The sequence below is a fragment of the uncultured Gilvimarinus sp. genome (assembly GCF_963972205.1).
GTDB lineage: Bacteria > Pseudomonadota > Gammaproteobacteria > Pseudomonadales > Cellvibrionaceae > Gilvimarinus > Gilvimarinus japonicus.
The window spans coordinates 175381-193680 of sequence record NZ_CAXAUC010000006.1 but is presented as its reverse complement, the minus strand read 5'-3'; the positions used below and the strand labels follow the sequence as shown (position 1 = coordinate 193680).

Genomic DNA, 18300 nt, shown 5'->3' with positions numbered 1-18300 from the left:
TTTTATATAAAATCGCGCCTCTTTTCGCACCCAGTGTGAGTATTTGAACAAGGTAATCGGTAGGTTAGCCCCATGAAAAGAACATTTCAGCCCAGCGTATTAAAGCGCGCGCGCACCCACGGTTTCCGCGCTCGTATGGCCACCAAAAACGGTCGTGCCGTATTGGCCCGCCGTCGTGCCAAAGGCCGCAACAGCTTAGCTGTTTAAGCTTTTAGCAACGCGTGTGACCGCAAAGGGCACCGCTATAAGTCTTTGTAAGAGTTCTATTTATCTTGCAAAAACTTATAGCGGTGCCCTTTGCTGTTTGTGCCTATCTACTTATTACCGCTTGAGGCAATAACCTGTGAGCAGCTACGCTTTCCCCAAAGCCCTGCGACTTCTGAAGTCCACCGACTTTCAGGTGGTGTTTGCCAATGCCCCTTTTCGCGCCTCGCAGCAACACCTATTAATACTATCCCGAGCAAATGGCCTAGATCACGCACGCCTTGGTTTAATTATCGCTAAAAAGAACATTCGTCTAGCCGTAAACCGCAACTACGTTAAACGCCGGATTCGCGAAAGTTTTCGTATGCACCAGCAACAATTGCAGGGCTTAGATGTTATTGTACTGGCTCGCCGAGGGCTGGATGAATGCGACGGCAGCAGCATCGAGAAAATGCTGAGCAAACAGTGGCAACGAATCGCCCGCAAACGAGATCAAGCGGCGGCACAACCGCAGGACGATACCCCGTGAGCTGGTTAGCGATTAAGCTAATTCACGCTTACCGCTACCTATTAAGCCCTTGGGTAGGCAATCAGTGCCGCTTTTATCCCACCTGCTCGCATTACAGCGAAGAGGCTATTAATCGGTTTGGGTTTATTAAAGGGGTTTATCTAACCCTACTCCGCCTTTTAAAATGCCACCCTTGGCACCCCGGTGGTTTTGATCCAATACCAGACAACAACCTAACTCAATCGCAGACTACAAATGGCAAAGATTAAGATGGATTGGCAAAAGAACTTGTTACTGGCGGCTATGGCCGCCGTCGTCATTATGCTGATAATGCGTTGGGACGACTATCAACAATCACTCGTTCCCACCGAGCCCGTAGCTGCGACCAGCGCCAATGCTGACAGCTCTATTCCTACAGGCGTCAGCGATAACACAGGTGATGTTCCAAGCCTAACGCCACCTAAAGGTGACGCTGTTAGCGAGCAACCGGTGGCTAGCCAACAAGCCATCAGTGTTGTCACCGACTCCCTAGAGGTGAGTATCGACACCCGTGGCGGTGATATCACCCGAGTGGCACTGCCCCGCCACTACGCCCACATCGACACACCTAACCAGCCTTTTGTGTTAATCCACAGCACCGCTGGCCACACTTATACAGTGCAGAGCGGTTTGGTCGGTAAAAACGGTACCGATAGCGCCAAAGGACGCCCCACATTTACCACCGCCGCCACTCAATATGAGCTACAAGAAGGTCAAGACAGTTTAGAAGTCGACCTAACGCTCACGCAAAACGATGTCACTATCACTAAGCGCTTTACCTTTCACCGGGGTGAATACCGTGTCGATGTCGATTACTTAATAGACAACAACAGTGCTGCCCCTTGGCAGGCAAGTTTATACGGCCAAATTAAACGCGATAGCCACGAACCCAACTCTGATACCGGGATCGGGATGAAGCCATTTGTGGGGGCCGCGCTGACCACCAACGATGAGCGTTATAAAAAGTTTGATTTTGATGACCTGCAAGATAAAACTTTTACCACACAAATCCAGGGTGGTTGGGTATCGATGGTACAGCACTACTTTATTAGCGCCTGGATACCTAACGCCGAGTCGCAAAACAACTTCTTTTTGCGTCAGCAAGGGAACAACGATTTATACCTAATGGGCTTTACCAGCGAAGCGGTAACCGTAGCGGCACAAAGCCAAGGTGAAATCCACTCGGAGTTTTATGCGGGCCCTAAAAACACCACCAAGCTTGAAGAGATTTCCACCTACTTAGACCTAACTGTCGATTACGGTTGGCTCTGGTGGTTAGCCAAGCCCCTGTTCGCGGTTTTGGACTATATACACGGAATAATCGGTAATTGGGGTTTAGCAATTATTGCCGTGACAATTATAATTAAAGCATTCTTCTTTAAGCTAAGCGCCACCAGTTACCGGTCTATGGCTCGGATGCGCAAGCTTGCCCCTAAAATGAAGGAGCTAAAAGAGCGTTACGGTGACGACCGACAAAAAATGTCGCAAGAGACCATGAAGCTCTACAAAACCGAAAAAGTGAACCCTTTGGGTGGCTGCTTACCCATGCTGGTACAGATGCCGGTATTCCTTTCACTTTACTGGGTACTGATGGAGTCGGTCGAGTTACGTCACACGCCGTTTTTGTGGATACCGGACCTTTCGGTTAAAGATCCCATCTTTGTATTGCCCTTATTAATGGGCTTTACCATGTGGCTCACCATGCGCTTGAGCCCGACACCGCCCGATCCAATGCAAGCCAAGATCATGCAGTTTATGCCTGTGGTATTTACCGCTATGTTCCTCTGGTTCCCCGCAGGCTTGGTACTTTACTGGGTAACCAACAACACTCTGTCGTTCTTGCAACAAATGTACATCACCAAACAGATCGAAAAAGAGGACACGGTTAAAAGCTAACCATGCACACCAGTAACGACACTATTGCCGCCATCGCCACTGCCCCGGGGCGCGGCGGTGTCGGTATTGTCCGGGTCTCCGGGCCGGGTGCAGCAAAAATAGCCAGCGCCCTAACCGGCCATACCCTGTCCCCTCGACACGCGCATTACCTGCCCTTTATCGACGCCCAAAAACGCGAGATAGACCAAGGCATTGCCCTCTACTTCCCAGGGCCCCATTCCTTTACCGGTGAAGACGTTTTAGAGCTGCAAGGCCACGGTGGGCCAGTGGTTATGGGCTTGCTGCTGGAGGCTGTAAAACACCACGGCGCGCGGATGGCCAGGCCCGGAGAATTTTCTGAGCGCGCTTTTTTAAACGACAAGCTCGATCTTGCCCAGGCCGAAGCCATCGCCGACCTAATTGAAGCAAGCTCTGAGCAAGCCGCACGCAACGCCCTAAGCTCGCTGCAAGGCGTCTTCTCAGATCAGGTTCACGCCCTGGTTGAATCGCTCATCGCGCTGCGTATCTACGTTGAGGCCGCGATCGACTTCCCCGAAGAAGAGATCGATTTTCTCAGCGACGGCAAAGTCCACGCCGACCTAAACACTATTGTCGCCGAGCTTGATGCGCTGATTATCAGGGCGCGCCAAGGGCAACTGGTGCGTGACGGTATGCGCGTGGTGATCGCCGGTAAGCCCAATGCCGGTAAGTCGAGCTTGCTAAACGCTTTAGTCGAGCGCGAGAGCGCCATCGTCACCGAGATTGCCGGCACCACCCGCGACGTCCTCAAAGAGCATATTCATATCGACGGTATGCCGTTGCATATTATCGACACCGCAGGCCTGCGCGACGCCTCCGATGCGGTAGAAAAAATCGGTATCGAGCGGGCCTGGGCCGAGATTAATCAAGCCGATCGCATTATTTTGTTAATCGATGCGCAAGAAGCGTTGGATCACCCCGACTGGCAACCCGAGAACGTCTGGCCAGAGTTTACCGACCGGCTGCAACACTCCAATAAAGTCAGTGTGGTGTACAACAAAGTCGATTTAATAGATGAAGCACAACTGCCACAAAACTCAGTGCGTATCAGTGCCAAAACCGGCATAGGGATCGATCACCTAAAAGCCCACTTAAAGTCCTGTATGGGCTACCAAAGCACCACCGAAGGCACCTTTACGGCCAGACAGCGCCACTTAGACGCACTGGCCGCCGCCGCTAGCTGCCTAACCCAAGGCGCTGAGCAGCTCACCTTACACGCCGCCGGCGAGTTACTGGCCGAGGATTTACGCGAGGCGCAAAATCAACTGTCTGAAATCACCGGTGAGTTCACACCGGATGACCTACTAGGTAGAATTTTCTCTAGCTTTTGCATCGGCAAGTAACGCTTCTAATTCGCGTACTATTCACCACAACTTAATAAAACCTCTAACCACTCAAGGATGACTTTATGAAACACCACTCCCTGTTAACTTCGACCCTTTTATGCGCCGGCCTACTGGTTGGCTGTGGCGGCACAACGCCGGTAAAACCCGACATCGACGACCCGAGAGAGTGCGCACAAAACTTTTCATACACAGGAAGCTTTTTATCTGGCCGTACCTATAAAACCTACGCTCATATTAAGGGGGTAGAACAAAAAGCCGCGATGAGCCGTGTGGCCCAATTTACGGCTAATGACGGCTGGAACATTAACTCTGTCGATAAAGAATTGGGGATTATCAGCGCTTCGCAGACCGTGAGCTACGGTGACGGAAAAACAGCCCCGCTGAATATAAGCTTTTTACAAAACACTGATGATTTAAAGCTTTCATTAAGCTACTCCACCTCTGGCGGTGTTAGCTCGCCACTCGACGCAATTGTGGATCACTTTTGCAAAACGGTAGAAGCCGCATCGAACTAGTGTAAACAGGGTTAACGGGCAAGTGACCGCTAAAAGTGTGGTCACTTCACCGTGAGACTCACAAAGTTAATCCACTGCCAAGGCTAACCGCTCGGCAAACTGCGGTGAAAACGACAAACCGATCCTGACGACCTTTCCCACCACCTGAGATTGATCCACAAAGCCCCAATAACGAGAGTCGTAGCTGTTGTTGCGATGATCCCCCATCACAAAATACTGCCCCTCAGGCACTCGTATTTCGCCTTCAATAGTCGGCAAACCACGAGAGCCGCTGATCTTGATTTTATGGGGCTTAATCCCGCTCGACTCTTGTAACAGATTGTCTGACAGCGCCGTTTGCTGGAGCTTTTTGCCATTTATCCACAGGTCTCGTCCCTGAATGCGCAGTCGATCCCCTGGCACACCGACAACGCGTTTTACCAGGCACTGATCGGTATGAGACGGATAAAAGGTAATAATATCCCCGCGTTGTGGCTCGCCGATACTGAACAGCCGGCTAGAGGTAAAAGGTACCGAGGGACCATAACTCAACTTACTCACCACCAGCACATCACCGGGGGTTATGGTGGGCTCCATCGAGCCCGAAGGTACGTAGTTCCAATCGGCCACGGCGGTACGAAATACCGTCATAGCCAGTAACATTAACAACAGCGAGGCGTAGTTTTTAATGGTTTTACGAAGACGGTTGCAGCGCATAGTAAGGTCCTTGTCAGTGTGAACAACAAGCTTTTAGGCGCCTATGCACATGGTTGGTTCAATCTTAATACAGCCTTAACGTTTGCCCCTAACGTGCTCAATCGCTTACTGCTCTTATTGGAAGCGCATAAAAAGCAAACCGTTACGCAACCTTTACCCCTGTAAACTTTTTATCGCCGAGTGCACCGAGCCCAGATAGCTACTGCCGAATAAATTTAGATGATTTAACAAGTGATACAAATTATAGAGCGATTCACGCGCTTGCCACCGCGCAGGCAGTGGCCACACCTCTTTATAACTGCGATAAAACTCGTGACCAAACCCGCCAAACACCAACGTAAATGCCAAGTCTGCTTCGCGATCACCGTAGTAACTGGCGGGGTCAAATAACACCGGTCGACCGTCCGTTAGGTAACCCTTGTTGCCCCCCCACAAATCACCGTGTAATAAAGAGGCAGGCGGGTTGTGCTCGAGCAATAAATTGTCACTCAGCACCTTGAGTCGCGGAGCGTCTATCCCCAAATTAAAACCGGCACGCTCGGCCATTAGCACTTGAGGGGCCAACCGGCAATCCCACCAAAACTGGGCCCAGTTAGAGTGCCAACCATTGCGCTGCAGGGTCCGTCCTATATAGTTGTTGTATCCCAAACCGTACTGATCGCTCGTTGACTGGTGCAAATGGGCTAGCTGGCGCCCCAGCGCTTGCTCGTCCCCGCTAGCACTTAACGCTACGTGCTGTAAGACCAAAACCCCCACGTTATTCAGCCTGGCAAACCCCACAACCTTCGGGGTTATAGCACTCGCACTCGTCATTAAATTTAGGTTGCTTGCCTCACACGCAAGCAACTCAGACTCTTTATTAAGCTTAATAAAATAGCGGGTTCCATCGCTACTTTTAACCTCTACACACTCATTAATGTCACCACCGGCAACGCTTATCGGCGCATCCGCCGATAACGACAAGCCAAAATGCTCGCTAATCGCGGTAAATAACGCAGTATTTATCACCCCTAACACCTTTTTTTAAAAAAATTGTGAGTAAGACATTACCATTTACACACGCCATTAAAGGCAATTTTAACGTCAACCAGTGAGTTATCCATCACGATTGGATAAAGTTACCCACAGTTGCGAGGCCGGCAAAAAGCTAACTTACGAGTGTTATCCACATTTGTTCACAGGTTTATCCCATAACTGATTGTTTTTACGATGCTTTTGATTGTTTTTTCATCATTAACTGGGAAAACCCTGTGTAGCAATCAGGAAAAAGCTGGAGAGCGATTTGGGGATAACTCGAAGAATCCTATTTCGGTGGATAAGTCGCTGTTTCATACCCAGCTTAATAACGCTGTTTTGTCAGTTTATCAGCAGTGGTTAACGGTGGTTGTTATTGCTTTAGCCCTTTGATTTATATAGAGAATTTTAGGTTTTCCACTGATTTCTCTGTGCCTAATTATTACTATAACTTTAATCCTTTATACATATATCTATATATAAATAACTATTTAATTAATTTAATAACTTAAATATCTTTCGCTTAAAGATTGAACATGTTTTGTACAACCGAGCTAAGCACTCTATAATGCTCGCCCTTTTTCACATACGGCAGCCAAGAGGCCTTTGATGAACTTTCCTGAGCGTTTTGACGTTATTGTTGTCGGCGGTGGTCACGCTGGCACTGAAGCTTGTCTTGCTTCAGCGCGAATGGGATGTCGCACCCTGTTGTTGACGCACAACATCGAAACTCTGGGGCAGATGTCGTGCAATCCGGCTATTGGTGGGATTGGCAAAAGTCACCTAGTGAAAGAAATTGATGCGTTGGGTGGGGCAATGGCCCTAGCTACAGATGCCGGTGGTATTCAGTTTCGGGTACTCAATGCTCGCAAAGGCCCCGCTGTCCGCGCGACTCGCGCGCAAGCCGACCGCGTGTTGTACAAAGCCGCGATTCGGCAAACCCTGGAAAACCAACCTAATTTATGGATTTTTCAGCAAGGCGTCGATGACCTGATTGTAGAGCAAGACCAAGTTCGTGGCGCTGTGACCCAGATGGGCCTGAAGTTTTTTGCCGATCAGGTAGTACTAACCACTGGGACGTTTTTGGGCGGATTAATCCACATTGGAATGCAAAACCACAGTGGTGGGCGCGCTGGCGATCCGCCGGCGCAAGCGTTATCGCAACGTTTGCGCGAGTATCCACTTCGTGTCGACCGGCTAAAGACCGGTACGCCGCCGCGCATCGACGCTAAAACGGTCGATTTTAGCGAGTTGCAAGAACAGTGGGGAGATGAGCCGCGGCCGGTAATGTCGGTGCGCGGCAATCGCGACATGCAGCCCAAGCAGGTATGCTGTTGGATTACCCACACCAATGAGAAAACCCACGAGATTATTCGCGGCGGCTTAGATCGCTCGCCGATGTATTCCGGGGTGATCGAAGGTATCGGGCCCCGCTACTGCCCGTCGATTGAAGATAAAATTCATCGCTTTGCCGACAAGCCCAGTCATCAGATATTTATCGAACCCGAGGGGCTGACAACTCACGAGCTCTACCCCAACGGGATCTCCACCAGCTTGCCATTTGATGTGCAAATGAATCTGGTGCGCTCAATTAAGGGCTTTGAAAACGCCCATATCATGCGCCCCGGTTACGCCATCGAATACGACTATTTTAATCCACAGGACTTAAAATACTCGCTGGAGACCAAAGTGATTGGCGGTTTGTATTTTGCCGGCCAAATTAACGGCACGACCGGCTACGAAGAAGCCGGGGCCCAAGGGCTATTGGCCGGGTTAAACGCCGCGCGCCGCGCCCGCGAGCAAGAGGCTTGGTGCCCGCGCCGCGATGAGGCTTACGTCGGGGTGTTGGTGGATGACTTAATTACCATGGGCACCCGCGAGCCCTATCGCATGTTTACCAGCCGCGCCGAATACCGTCTGCTGCTGCGCGAAGATAACGCCGATATGCGTTTAACCGAGACCGGCCGAGAGCTGGGCTTGATCGATGACGACCACTGGAAAGCATTTTGCGATAAGCGCGAAGCGGTAACGCTTGAGCGCCAGCGTCTGAAAGATACCTGGGTGCAAGCGGGCTCCGATGCGGCGCAACAGCTAGAGGGCAAAGTGCGCTCTAACCTCACCCGCGAGTACAGCTTGTTTGATTTGCTCAAGCGCCCCGAACTGAACTATGGCGATATTGCCGGGCTCGCGGGGAACGTCGAGGTGGCCGAGGCGGTGGCTGAGCAGATCGAAATTGACGCTAAATACTCGGGTTACATCAGCCGCCAGCAAGAAGAAATCGACCGTTTGCGCGCCCACGAGAATACCCGGTTTCCGGACGAGTTTGATTTTACTGCGGTGGAGGGGTTGTCCAACGAGGTTAAGCAAAAGCTCAGCGATGCGCGACCTGAAACTCTGGCCCGGGCCCAACGCATTCCCGGGGTGACGCCAGCGGCGGTGTCACTGCTGTTGGTTTATCTAAAAAAACGCGGCTTACTCAAGCGCGAGCAAGCTAAGGCGAGTTAATGGCAAGTCGTGAGCAACACCGGCGCCAGTTGTGTGCCGGTATTAAGACCTTGGGGTTGGCACTGGAAGATTCAAAGGTCGAGCAATTGCTGGATTATATTACCGAGTTTGCCAAGTGGAATCGCGCCTATAATTTATCGGCGGTGCGCAATATTGACGATATGATTGTGCGGCATTTGCTGGACTCTTTGGCCGTTGTGCCGCATGTTGCCGGTCAGCGGATTATTGATGTGGGAACCGGCGGTGGCTTACCAGGCATCCCTTTGGCAATTTGTTACCCTGAGCGGCAATTCACCTTGCTCGACAGCAATGGCAAAAAAACCCGGTTTATTTTTCACGTTAAAACCTTGCTTGGGTTGCATAACGTGACGGTGGAGAATGGCCGGGTTGAGGCCTTGGAGCCTACTCAGTTGTTTGATGGCGTGATTAGTCGTGCGTTTGCCAGCTTGGCGGATATGACTGGCTGGTGCCAACACTTGCTAGCGGCCGGTGGAAAGTTTTACGCCATGAAGGGCCAGTTTCCCAAGGGGGAGTTGGCCGAGATTGCCGATCGCTACCAGCTTGTTGAGCGTATCGACTTGCGGGTACCGGGCGAAGCGGGCGAGCGCCACTTGCTGATACTCGATCGCGCGGTTTAAATCGCGCACTCGGCTTGCCCGCACGCGGCAACTGCCACACAATAAGCGCCTCGCCAAATCAAAAGGCTAAATCAAAAGGATAACGACTTGACTAAGATCTACGCTGTTGCCAATCAAAAAGGTGGAGTGGGTAAAACCACCACCTGCGTGAATCTGGCCGCCTCGCTGGTCGCTACCAAAAAACGCGTGTTGTTGGTAGATCTCGACCCGCAGGGCAATGCCACTATGGGCAGCGGTGTGGATAAGTCGGCGCTAGAGCTAACCATTTACGACGTCTTGACCGATCGCGCGGCTATCGCCGAGTGCTTGGTGTTGTCGGACTCAGGCAATTTTCAGGTGCTGCCAGCCAACGGCGATTTAACGGCCGCCGAAGTCGAAATGCTGTCCCTGCCCAACAAAGAGCGTCGGCTCGATAAAGCGCTCTCCGGTGTGATGGGCCAGTTTGATTATATCTTAATCGACTGTCCGCCATCGTTGAACATGCTGACACTTAACGCGTTAGCCGCTTGTCATGGCGTGATTATCCCTATGCAGTGTGAGTACTACGCGCTAGAGGGGCTGTCGGCGTTGGTGGGTACCATCAACCAAATACACGACGTGCTGAACCCTGCGTTAAAAATCGAAGGAATTTTGCGCACCATGTACGACCCGCGCAATAGTTTAACCAACGATGTCTCGGCGCAATTACATCAACACTTTGGCGACCGAGTGTATCGCACCTGCATTCCGCGTAATGTGCGCTTGGCAGAGGCGCCCAGCTATGGGCAGCCGGTGATGGTGTACGATCGACAATCCAAAGGCGCTATTTCTTACCTCGCGCTGGCAGGTGAAATTATTCGACGCAATGAGCTCTCTGCAGCGGCAAGCGACGATTCTCTTAACTCTTCGGTGACGCAATAAGCATCGCTCAGTGGTAATACGGGTTTGACCTATGGCAGGAAAACGAAAAGGTTTGGGCAAGGGACTGGATGCTCTGTTGGGCGCAGGCGTGACAATTCCACCCGCTGACGCTGATGAGATAACCACCGATGAGGTTCGCGAGGCACTTGATGGCAAGTTAATGCGTTTGCCAGTCGAGCTAATTTCCCGGGGCAAGTATCAGCCACGCCGCGATATGCACCCAGAAGCGCTCGAAGAGTTAGCCGATTCTATCCGCGCTCAGGGTGTTATGCAGCCCATCGTGGTGCGGCTAATTGGCGAAGACAAATACGAAATTATTGCCGGCGAGCGCCGTTGGCGCGCTACCCAGTTGGCCGGGCTAGATAAAATACCGGCGGTGGTACGCGATGTACCCGACGAAGCCGCCATCGCCATGGCGCTGATTGAAAATATCCAGCGCGAAGATCTTAACCCTATCGAAGAGGCCATGGCCCTCAAGCGTTTGCAGGATGAGTTTGAGTTAACCCATCAAGAGGTGGCGCAAGCGGTGGGTAAGTCTCGCACTACTGTGACCAATCTACTGCGGCTGATTGCGCTCGATGATGACGTTAAAAAACTCTTGGAGCATGGCGATTTAGAAATGGGCCACGCTCGCGCCATACTCTCGCTTGAACCCGAGCAGCAGCGCGAAGTGGCTCGGCAGATTGTCGGCAAAGGTTTAACTGTGCGTCAGGCCGAAGCGCTGGTGCGCAAAATCCAAGAGCAAAAAAATCAAGATTCTGGCGTGGCTCCTGTGGTGGTGTCGGCCGATATCACCCGGCTGCAAAACCAGTTATCCGAAACTTTAGGTGCGGGAGTGGCCATTCAGCACGGCGCTAAGGGCAAGGGTAAGCTGGTGATTAGTTATAACAACCTCGATGAGCTCGATGGTATTTTGGCTCATATCAAATAGCCAGTAACGGTTCGTGGCGTTTTTTTAAGTTATCTAGGTTATTTGTACACCTTAACTTTTTGTTAATACCCTGCTAGGCTTTGCCCTCGATTTTGTGGGTTATCCACAGGTATTGGTCTGACCAGTTAAGTAGTGTTAACGCTTGTTTGCCGCTATTCGCCCAAATTCAGGGCATAACAGTGTTAAATGGGCGAGAATGGTTCAGTTACTGTTGAAAGGCTTGTAACAAACCCCCTATAATGCGGCGGCTTTGCGGCTGATCTGTAAGTTGCCGTAAAGCTACTAACGGCGAAAATCGACCAATGCCTGTTACTTATTCACTAAGCAAAGCAGTAACAAGGCACTAAAAGAGAGAATCGATGCCTAGGGCACGCCGTCAAATATCGGCTGTTATTGCCACACTCCCAGTGTTTAAAAGGCTGGTGGTGTTATGGCTGATACTGATGGCTATAAGCGGAGCCGTATTTAGCTGGCATTCGCTGTGGGGGATTTCTTTACTTTGGGGATTTTCCGTGTGTCTGCTGCCGGCAATCGTATTTGCCAGGTTTGCTGGGCAGGTTCGTGGCGCACGGGACATAAGCCAGAGTGTCCATCGGTTTTACAGCGCAGAGTCAGCCAAACTAATACTAACCGCCGCATTATTTGCGGTGGTGTTTACCCGGGATGTGCCAATTAGCATGCCGGTTTTTTTATGCGCGTTTGTGACAGCACAAATAGCGCAGCTGATAGTGATTGCGGCGAGTGTTCGCCAGCGCAATACCCAGTCAAAGACTGGTTAGTACATACGATTTACGACAAATACGCTTTACTACAAAAGTTGAGAGATAGCAGATGGCAGCGGACGGTAACGCACCTACGACCACCGAATATATCCAGCACCACTTGACCAACTGGACCTACGGTAAATTACCTGCCGGTACCTATTGCGACGGCAAAAGTGTGCAAGAGACAACCGGCTGGGCGGTGGCTCACTGCCCCGAAGAAATGTCGGCCATGGGTTTTAACGCCATTCACCTGGACTCTATGCTGTGGTCGATTGGACTTGGGGTTATCTTTTTAGCGCTGTTTCGCTGGTGCGCTAAAAAAGCTCACTCTGGTGTACCTACAGGTATGCTCAACTTTGTTGAAGCTATCATTGAGTTCATTGATAAAAGCGTAAAAGACGCTTTTCAGTATCGCAGCCGTTTTGTCGCGCCCCTGGCTCTGACGATATTTGTCTGGATATTTATGATGAACCTCATGGATTTGGTGCCGGTAGACTGGATACCTCAGCTGGCGGCGTGGATCGCAGGTGACTCACACTTTTACTTCAAGATTGTACCTACCACCGATCCAAACGTGACGTTGGGTATGGGCTTTACCGTGTTTTTCTTAATGATTGCGTTCAGCATCAGGGAAAAAGGCCTTATCGGCTTTGTTAAAGAGCTGACCTTTCACCCATTTCACCCCCCTACTAAAGGCTTGGGTTTGATTATTGCCCCGGTGATTATTCTTATTAACTTTGCGCTTGAGACGGTAACTTTGCTGGCTCGCCCCATTTCACTGGGCTTGCGGTTGTTCGGTAACCTCTATGCCGGTGAAATGATCTTTATTCTGATCGCCACCATGTTTGGTGCTGGTTTGATTCTTGGCCTATTTGCCGGCGTGCTGCAATTGGGCTGGGCACTGTTCCATATTATTGTGATTACCCTTCAGGCGTTTGTGTTTATGGTGCTAACCATTGTCTATATGGCAATGGCGTTTCATAACGACGATGAAGACCAGTTTACGCATTAATTTTTTTCACTTTACTTTTTATATTTAAAAATCGAGGAGATATACCATGGGTTTAGCACTGATTGCTGTTGCGCTGTTGATTGGCTTGGGCGCACTGGGTACTGCTATCGGCTTTGCTATTTTGGGCGGTAAGTTGTTGGAAGGTTCTGCCCGTCAGCCAGAGTTGGCTCCAATGTTACAAGGCAAAATGTTCTTGATTGCTGGTCTGCTTGATGCGGTACCAATGATTGGTGTGGGTATTGCCATGTACATTCTGTTCGTTACCGTACCGGGCTTGGCGTAAGTCAACGCTGTTATTAACGCACAGAAACTTCCCATAACAGAGGTGTCGGCGTGAACCTTAATTTAACCATCATTGGACAGTCCATAACGTTCATTGTCTTCGTGCTTATTTGCATGAAGTATATATGGCCTTTTATTACTGCGGCCATGGCTGAGCGTCAAAAGAAAATTGCCGATGGTCTGGCCGCGGCAGATCGTGCAACAAAAGATCTAGAGCTGGCTCAGGACAAAGCAAAGCAGGCACTGCGTGACGCTAAGACTGAAGCTGCCAGCATTCTGGAATCTGCCAACAAGCGCGCGACTCAGATTGTGGAAGAAGCCAAAGAGCAGGCCCGCGACGAAGGTAGTCGTATCAAAGCCGCTGCCCAAGCTGAAGTGGAGCAAGAAGTGAATCGCGCGAAAGAGCAGCTGCGTTCACAAGTAGCAACACTGGCTTTTGCAGGTGCTGAGAAAGTGCTTGAGTCTTCCGTTGACCAGTCTGCGCACAAAGACATGATCGATAAACTGGCTGCCAGTTTGTAAGCGAGGTGAATTGTGGCTGAACTAATTACCCTCGCAAGACCCTATGCTAAGGCGGCGTTCGCGTTTGCCCGTGATCATGGTGAGCTTGCGAGTTGGGCAACACAACTAAAGACCCTGGCTATTGTTAGCGGTTACGACAAAGTAAAAAACGTCGTCTCCTCCCCTGCCCTGACACCAGAGCAGCAGGCAAATACTCTCATAGAGATTTGTGGTGAAGAGCTCGATGCCAAAGTTAAAAACTTTGTTGAGCTGTTGGCAGAAAACAAACGCTTGGCATTGTTGCCCGAGGTGTTCACCCTTTTTGATGCGCTGAAAACCGCTCAAGAGCAAGCTGTCAATGTAGAACTGACAACTGCCTTTGAATTGGATGATACCAGCCAGCAAAAACTAGCGGATGCTCTCAGTGCCAAACTGGCGCGCAAAGTTAAAGTCAGCACAGCGGTTGATTCCCAACTGCTCGCTGGCGTGGTTATCAAGGCGGGTGATTTAGTTATCGACGGCTCCATGCGCGGTCGGTTAGAGAAACTCGCCAAAGCAATCAATTCGTAGGATTGAGGAAAAAAGCATGCAGCAGCTGAATCCATCCGAGATTAGCGAGATTATTAAGCAGCGCATCGAGAAGCTCGATGTGTCTTCCGAGTCCAGCAACCAGGGCACGGTAGTATCTGTATCTGACGGTATTGTTCGTATTAACGGCCTAATGGACGTGATGTACGGTGAAATGATCGAGTTTGAAGGCGGCGTCTACGGTATGGCGCTTAACCTCGAGCAAGACTCGGTAGGCGCGGTTATTTTGGGCGACTACTTCACCATTGCCGAAGGCCAAACTTGTAAATGTACCGGCCGTATTTTGGAAGTACCGGTAGGCCCCGAGTTAGAAGGTCGAGTAGTCGATGCTTTGGGTAACCCTATCGATGGCAAAGGTCCTATCGATGCGAAAGAAACCGACGCAATTGAAAAAGTTGCCCCCGGTGTTATTTGGCGTCAATCGGTAGATCAGCCCGTACAAATCGGTCTGAAAGCCGTCGATGCCATGGTACCGATCGGTCGCGGTCAGCGTGAGCTGATTATTGGTGATCGTCAGATTGGTAAATCTGCTATCGCCGTCGATGCCATTATTAACCAGAAAGACTCTGGTATTAAATGTATCTATGTTGCCATTGGTCAAAAAGCGTCTTCTATTGCCGCCGTTGTGCGCAAATTAGAAGAGCACGGCGCAATGGAGCACACCGTTGTAGTTGCCGCAACAGCGTCTGATCCCGCCTCTATGCAGTTTTTGGCACCGTTTGCCGGCTGTACTATTGGTGAGTACTACCGTGATCGCGGTGAAGATGCTCTGATTATTTACGATGACCTGACCAAGCAAGCTTGGGCTTATCGTCAAATCTCATTGTTGCTACGTCGTCCCCCAGGTCGTGAAGCTTACCCTGGTGACGTTTTCTACTTGCACTCGCGTCTGCTAGAGCGCGCAGCTCGGGTAAACCCAGAGTACGTAGAAAAACAAACCAACGGTGCCGTAAAAGGCAAAACCGGTTCTTTGACCGCCCTGCCTATTATTGAAACCCAAGGTGGTGACGTATCGGCGTTTGTACCAACCAACGTTATCTCGATTACCGACGGTCAGATCTTCTTGGAAGCTGACATGTTCAACTCGGGCATTCGCCCGGCAATGAACGCCGGTGTTTCGGTATCTCGTGTGGGTGGCTCGGCTCAGTCTAAAATCATCAAAAAGCTCTCCGGTGGTATTCGTACCGCGCTGGCTCAGTATCGCGAACTGGCGGCATTTGCCCAGTTTGCCTCTGACTTGGATGAAGCCACTAAAGCTCAGCTAGAGCACGGTGAGCGCGTCACCGAGCTGATGAAGCAGAAGCAATACTCACCCATGAGCATTTCGCAAATGGGCTTGGTTCTGTACTGTGCAAACGAAGGTTACTTAAAAGACGTCGAAACCAAGAAAGTGTTGGATTTTGAATCGGCCTTACTTGCCTACGCGGCATCTGAGCACGGTGAGTTGATGGATGGCATCAACAAGTCGGGCGACTGGAACGGCGATTTGGAAGCACAATTTAAAGCCTTGGTTGAGAAATTTAAGTCTAGCCAAACCTGGTAAGTTGGAGGTGCGCATAGCGCACCTTCTTTGAAGATATCTTGAGGGCCGAGTAATGGCAGGCGCAAAAGAAATTCGTACACAGATTTCGAGCATCAAGAGTACGCAAAAAATTACTAGCGCGATGGAAATGGTCGCCGCCAGTAAAATGCGTAAAGCTCAAGAGCGCATGCAGGTAGGTAAGCCTTATACCTCACGGATGCGTTCGGTGATCGGGCACTTGGCTAATGCCAACCCTGAGTACAAGCACACCTTTATGGAACAGCGCGAGATTAAACGCGTTGGTTTTATTGTGGTGTCTACTGATCGCGGTTTGTGTGGTGGTTTGAACACTAATATGTTCAAAGCCGCTTTACAGTCTATGCGTGGTTACAGTGAACAAGGCTGCAGCGTTGACCTCTGTTTAATTGGCGCTAAAGCGAGTGCTTTTTTTAACCGTTTTGGTGGCAATATTCTCGCCAGCACGCGAGATATTGGCGAGTCTCCTGCGGTTGCTGACTTAATCGGCAGCGTTAAGGTGATGTTAGATTCATACGCTGACAACCAACTCGATAAACTTTACTTGGTAAGCAATGAGTTTGTTAATGCGATGACTCAAAGCCCCACAGTGACACAGTTGTTGCCACTGCAGCCAAATGAAGACGAAGCGTTTCAACACCACTGGGATTACTTGTACGAGCCGGATGCTGAAGAGCTACTGGAAGGCTTATTGACTCGTTACATTGAGTCGCAAGTGTATCAAGCAGTGGTAGAAAATAGCGCGTGTGAGCAAGCGGCCCGTATGATTGCTATGAAGAGCGCCACCGATAACGCTGGCGATATGATCGACGATCTGCAACTTGTGTATAACAAGGCGCGTCAAGCGGCGATTACTCAAGAGCTTTCAGAAATTGTGGGTGGAGCTGCCGCTGTTTCTTGATAACAGACGGCCTTACACAAAAAGAATTTTAGCTTAAATCTTCAGGCGTTAGCCTGGAATAAAGAGGAACCGGAAATGAGTAGCGGACGTATCGTACAGATTATCGGCGCTGTAATTGACGTGGAATTCCCACGCGATGAAGTGCCACAAATATATGATGCACTGACCATCACCGAAAAAAACCTGACCTTGGAAGTACAGCAGCAATTAGGTGACGGTGTGGTACGCACCATTGCACTGGGCTCCTCTGAAGGTTTACGTCGTGGCTTAAGTGTCGATAACACCAAAGACGCGATTAGAGTCCCGGTAGGTAAAGAAACCCTGGGTCGTATTATGAATGTGTTGGGTGAGCCTATCGATGAGGTTGGCCCAATCGGCGAGCAAGAGCGGATGAAAATTCACCGCGAAGCGCCGGCCTATGCTGATCTGGCTGCCTCTAACGAGTTGTTAGAAACCGGTATTAAAGTTATCGACTTGGTTTGTCCTTTCGCCAAGGGTGGTAAAGTTGGTTTGTTTGGTGGTGCCGGTGTTGGTAAAACCGTAAACATGATGGAGCTGATCAACAACATCGCAAAAGAGCACAGTGGTTTGTCTGTGTTTGCCGGTGTGGGTGAGCGTACTCGTGAAGGTAACGACTTTTACTACGAGATGAAAGAGTCCAATGTTTTGGACAAAGTTGCCATGGTTTACGGCCAGATGAACGAGCCACCGGGTAACCGTTTGCGCGTTGCACTGACCGGTCTGACAATGGCCGAGAAATTCCGTGACGAAGGCAAAGACGTACTCTTTTTCGTCGATAACATTTACCGTTATACCCTTGCGGGTACCGAAGTATCAGCCCTGTTGGGTCGTATGCCATCGGCGGTGGGTTATCAGCCAACACTGGCGGAAGAGATGGGTGTACTGCAAGAGCGTATTACCTCGACTAAGACAGGTTCTATTACCTCTATTCAGGCCGTTTACGTACCTGCGGATGACTTGACTGACCCGTCGCCAGCAACCACCTTTGCTCACTTGGACTCAACCGTAACCCTGAGCCGTGACATTGCCTCTAAAGGTATTTACCCAGCGGTTGATCCACTGGATTCTACCTCGCGTCAGCTCGACCCATTAATTATTGGTCAAGAGCACTATGACGTAGCCCGTGGCGTACAGATGGTACTGCAGCGTTACAAAGAGCTGAAAGACATCATCGCTATTTTGGGGATGGACGAGCTCTCGGAAGAAGATAAGCAATCGGTCGCCCGTGCTCGTAAGATCGAGCGTTTCTTGTCGCAGCCTTTCCATGTTGCCGAAGTATTTACCGGTTCGCCCGGTACTTACGTATCACTGAAAGAAACCATCCGTGGTTTCCAAGGTATCTTGAGCGGCGATTACGATCACCTGCCCGAGCAGGCGTTCTACATGGTCGGCACGATCGACGAAGCGATCGAAAAAGCCGAAAAAATGAAGTAAATGGGCCGCGGCTTCGGCCGCCCCTTCAA

Annotated in this window: 19 protein-coding genes; 17 read left to right on the top strand and 2 right to left on the bottom strand. The window is 50.5% G+C overall.

Annotated elements, in window-relative coordinates:
- Positions 1-72 precede the first annotated feature (72 nt).
- The 6 genes from rpmH to AACY82_RS11460 all read left to right on the top strand — a co-directional run bounded on the left by rpmH (position 73) and on the right by AACY82_RS11460 (position 4526).
- The gene (rpmH, locus tag AACY82_RS11485; protein ID WP_339616955.1) at positions 73-207 is read left to right on the top strand and encodes a 50S ribosomal protein L34; all 135 of its coding nucleotides are present in this window, start codon (positions 73-75) and stop codon (positions 205-207) included.
- Between the two features lie 136 nt (positions 208-343).
- Positions 344-733 (top strand): ribonuclease P protein component, encoded by a 390-nt coding sequence (gene rnpA, locus AACY82_RS11480; RefSeq protein ID WP_339616954.1) that lies wholly within the window; start codon positions 344-346, stop codon positions 731-733.
- Positions 730-981 carry a membrane protein insertion efficiency factor YidD gene (gene yidD / locus AACY82_RS11475; RefSeq protein WP_339616953.1) on the top strand — a complete coding sequence of 84 codons (252 nt, stop codon included), beginning with the start codon at positions 730-732 and terminating at the stop codon, positions 979-981. Before rnpA ends, yidD begins: the two co-directional genes overlap by 4 nt.
- Before the next feature lies 1 nt (position 982).
- Positions 983-2647, top strand: coding sequence for a membrane protein insertase YidC (yidC, locus tag AACY82_RS11470; protein WP_339616967.1), 1665 nt, complete (start codon positions 983-985; stop codon positions 2645-2647).
- 2 nt (positions 2648-2649) lie between these two features.
- On the top strand, positions 2650-4008 hold the full coding sequence (mnmE, locus tag AACY82_RS11465) for a tRNA uridine-5-carboxymethylaminomethyl(34) synthesis GTPase MnmE (protein WP_339616952.1): 1359 nt from the start codon (positions 2650-2652) through the stop codon (positions 4006-4008).
- A 65-nt stretch (positions 4009-4073) separates the two neighbouring features.
- The gene (locus AACY82_RS11460) at positions 4074-4526 is read left to right on the top strand and encodes a hypothetical protein (RefSeq protein WP_339616951.1); all 453 of its coding nucleotides are present in this window, start codon (positions 4074-4076) and stop codon (positions 4524-4526) included.
- 66 nt (positions 4527-4592) lie between these two features.
- On the opposite strand, the gene lepB is transcribed toward AACY82_RS11460, so the two are convergent.
- Entirely contained in the window at positions 4593-5222 is a 630-nt protein-coding gene (gene lepB, locus AACY82_RS11455; protein WP_339616950.1) for a signal peptidase I, read from the bottom strand.
- Between the two features lie 153 nt (positions 5223-5375).
- Positions 5376-6230, bottom strand: coding sequence for a fructosamine kinase family protein (locus AACY82_RS11450; RefSeq protein ID WP_339616949.1), 855 nt, complete (start codon positions 6228-6230; stop codon positions 5376-5378).
- Between the two features lie 615 nt (positions 6231-6845).
- Here AACY82_RS11450 and mnmG point away from each other — a divergent pair.
- From mnmG to atpD, 11 genes are all read left to right on the top strand, one after another.
- Positions 6846-8741 carry a tRNA uridine-5-carboxymethylaminomethyl(34) synthesis enzyme MnmG gene (mnmG, locus tag AACY82_RS11445; protein ID WP_339616948.1) on the top strand — a complete coding sequence of 632 codons (1896 nt, stop codon included), beginning with the start codon at positions 6846-6848 and terminating at the stop codon, positions 8739-8741.
- Positions 8741-9379, top strand: a complete 639-nt coding sequence (rsmG, locus tag AACY82_RS11440) for a 16S rRNA (guanine(527)-N(7))-methyltransferase RsmG (protein ID WP_339616947.1) — start codon at positions 8741-8743, stop codon at positions 9377-9379. Before mnmG ends, rsmG begins: the two co-directional genes overlap by 1 nt.
- Positions 9380-9466: 87 nt before the next feature.
- Positions 9467-10279, top strand: a complete 813-nt coding sequence (locus AACY82_RS11435) for a ParA family protein (protein ID WP_339616946.1) — start codon at positions 9467-9469, stop codon at positions 10277-10279.
- A gap of 31 nt (positions 10280-10310) precedes the next feature.
- Positions 10311-11210, top strand: a complete 900-nt coding sequence (locus tag AACY82_RS11430; RefSeq protein ID WP_339616945.1) for a ParB/RepB/Spo0J family partition protein — start codon at positions 10311-10313, stop codon at positions 11208-11210.
- Between the two features lie 831 nt (positions 11211-12041).
- The gene (gene atpB, locus AACY82_RS11425) at positions 12042-12986 is read left to right on the top strand and encodes a F0F1 ATP synthase subunit A (protein ID WP_339616944.1); all 945 of its coding nucleotides are present in this window, start codon (positions 12042-12044) and stop codon (positions 12984-12986) included.
- A gap of 46 nt (positions 12987-13032) precedes the next feature.
- Positions 13033-13269: a F0F1 ATP synthase subunit C gene (gene atpE / locus AACY82_RS11420; protein ID WP_020208604.1), complete on the top strand. Its 237-nt coding sequence runs from the start codon at positions 13033-13035 to the stop codon at positions 13267-13269.
- Positions 13270-13319: 50 nt separating this feature from the next.
- Positions 13320-13790, top strand: coding sequence for a F0F1 ATP synthase subunit B (locus AACY82_RS11415; RefSeq protein WP_339616943.1), 471 nt, complete (start codon positions 13320-13322; stop codon positions 13788-13790).
- A gap of 12 nt (positions 13791-13802) precedes the next feature.
- Positions 13803-14339: a F0F1 ATP synthase subunit delta gene (locus tag AACY82_RS11410; RefSeq protein ID WP_339616942.1), complete on the top strand. Its 537-nt coding sequence runs from the start codon at positions 13803-13805 to the stop codon at positions 14337-14339.
- A 16-nt stretch (positions 14340-14355) separates the two neighbouring features.
- Complete coding sequence (gene atpA, locus AACY82_RS11405; protein ID WP_339616941.1) at positions 14356-15900, top strand: F0F1 ATP synthase subunit alpha; 1545 nt, start codon at positions 14356-14358, stop codon at positions 15898-15900.
- Between the two features lie 52 nt (positions 15901-15952).
- Positions 15953-16816, top strand: a complete 864-nt coding sequence (gene atpG, locus AACY82_RS11400) for a F0F1 ATP synthase subunit gamma (RefSeq protein WP_339616940.1) — start codon at positions 15953-15955, stop codon at positions 16814-16816.
- A gap of 75 nt (positions 16817-16891) precedes the next feature.
- The gene (gene atpD, locus AACY82_RS11395; RefSeq protein ID WP_339616939.1) at positions 16892-18271 is read left to right on the top strand and encodes a F0F1 ATP synthase subunit beta; all 1380 of its coding nucleotides are present in this window, start codon (positions 16892-16894) and stop codon (positions 18269-18271) included.
- Positions 18272-18300: the final 29 nt, after the last annotated feature.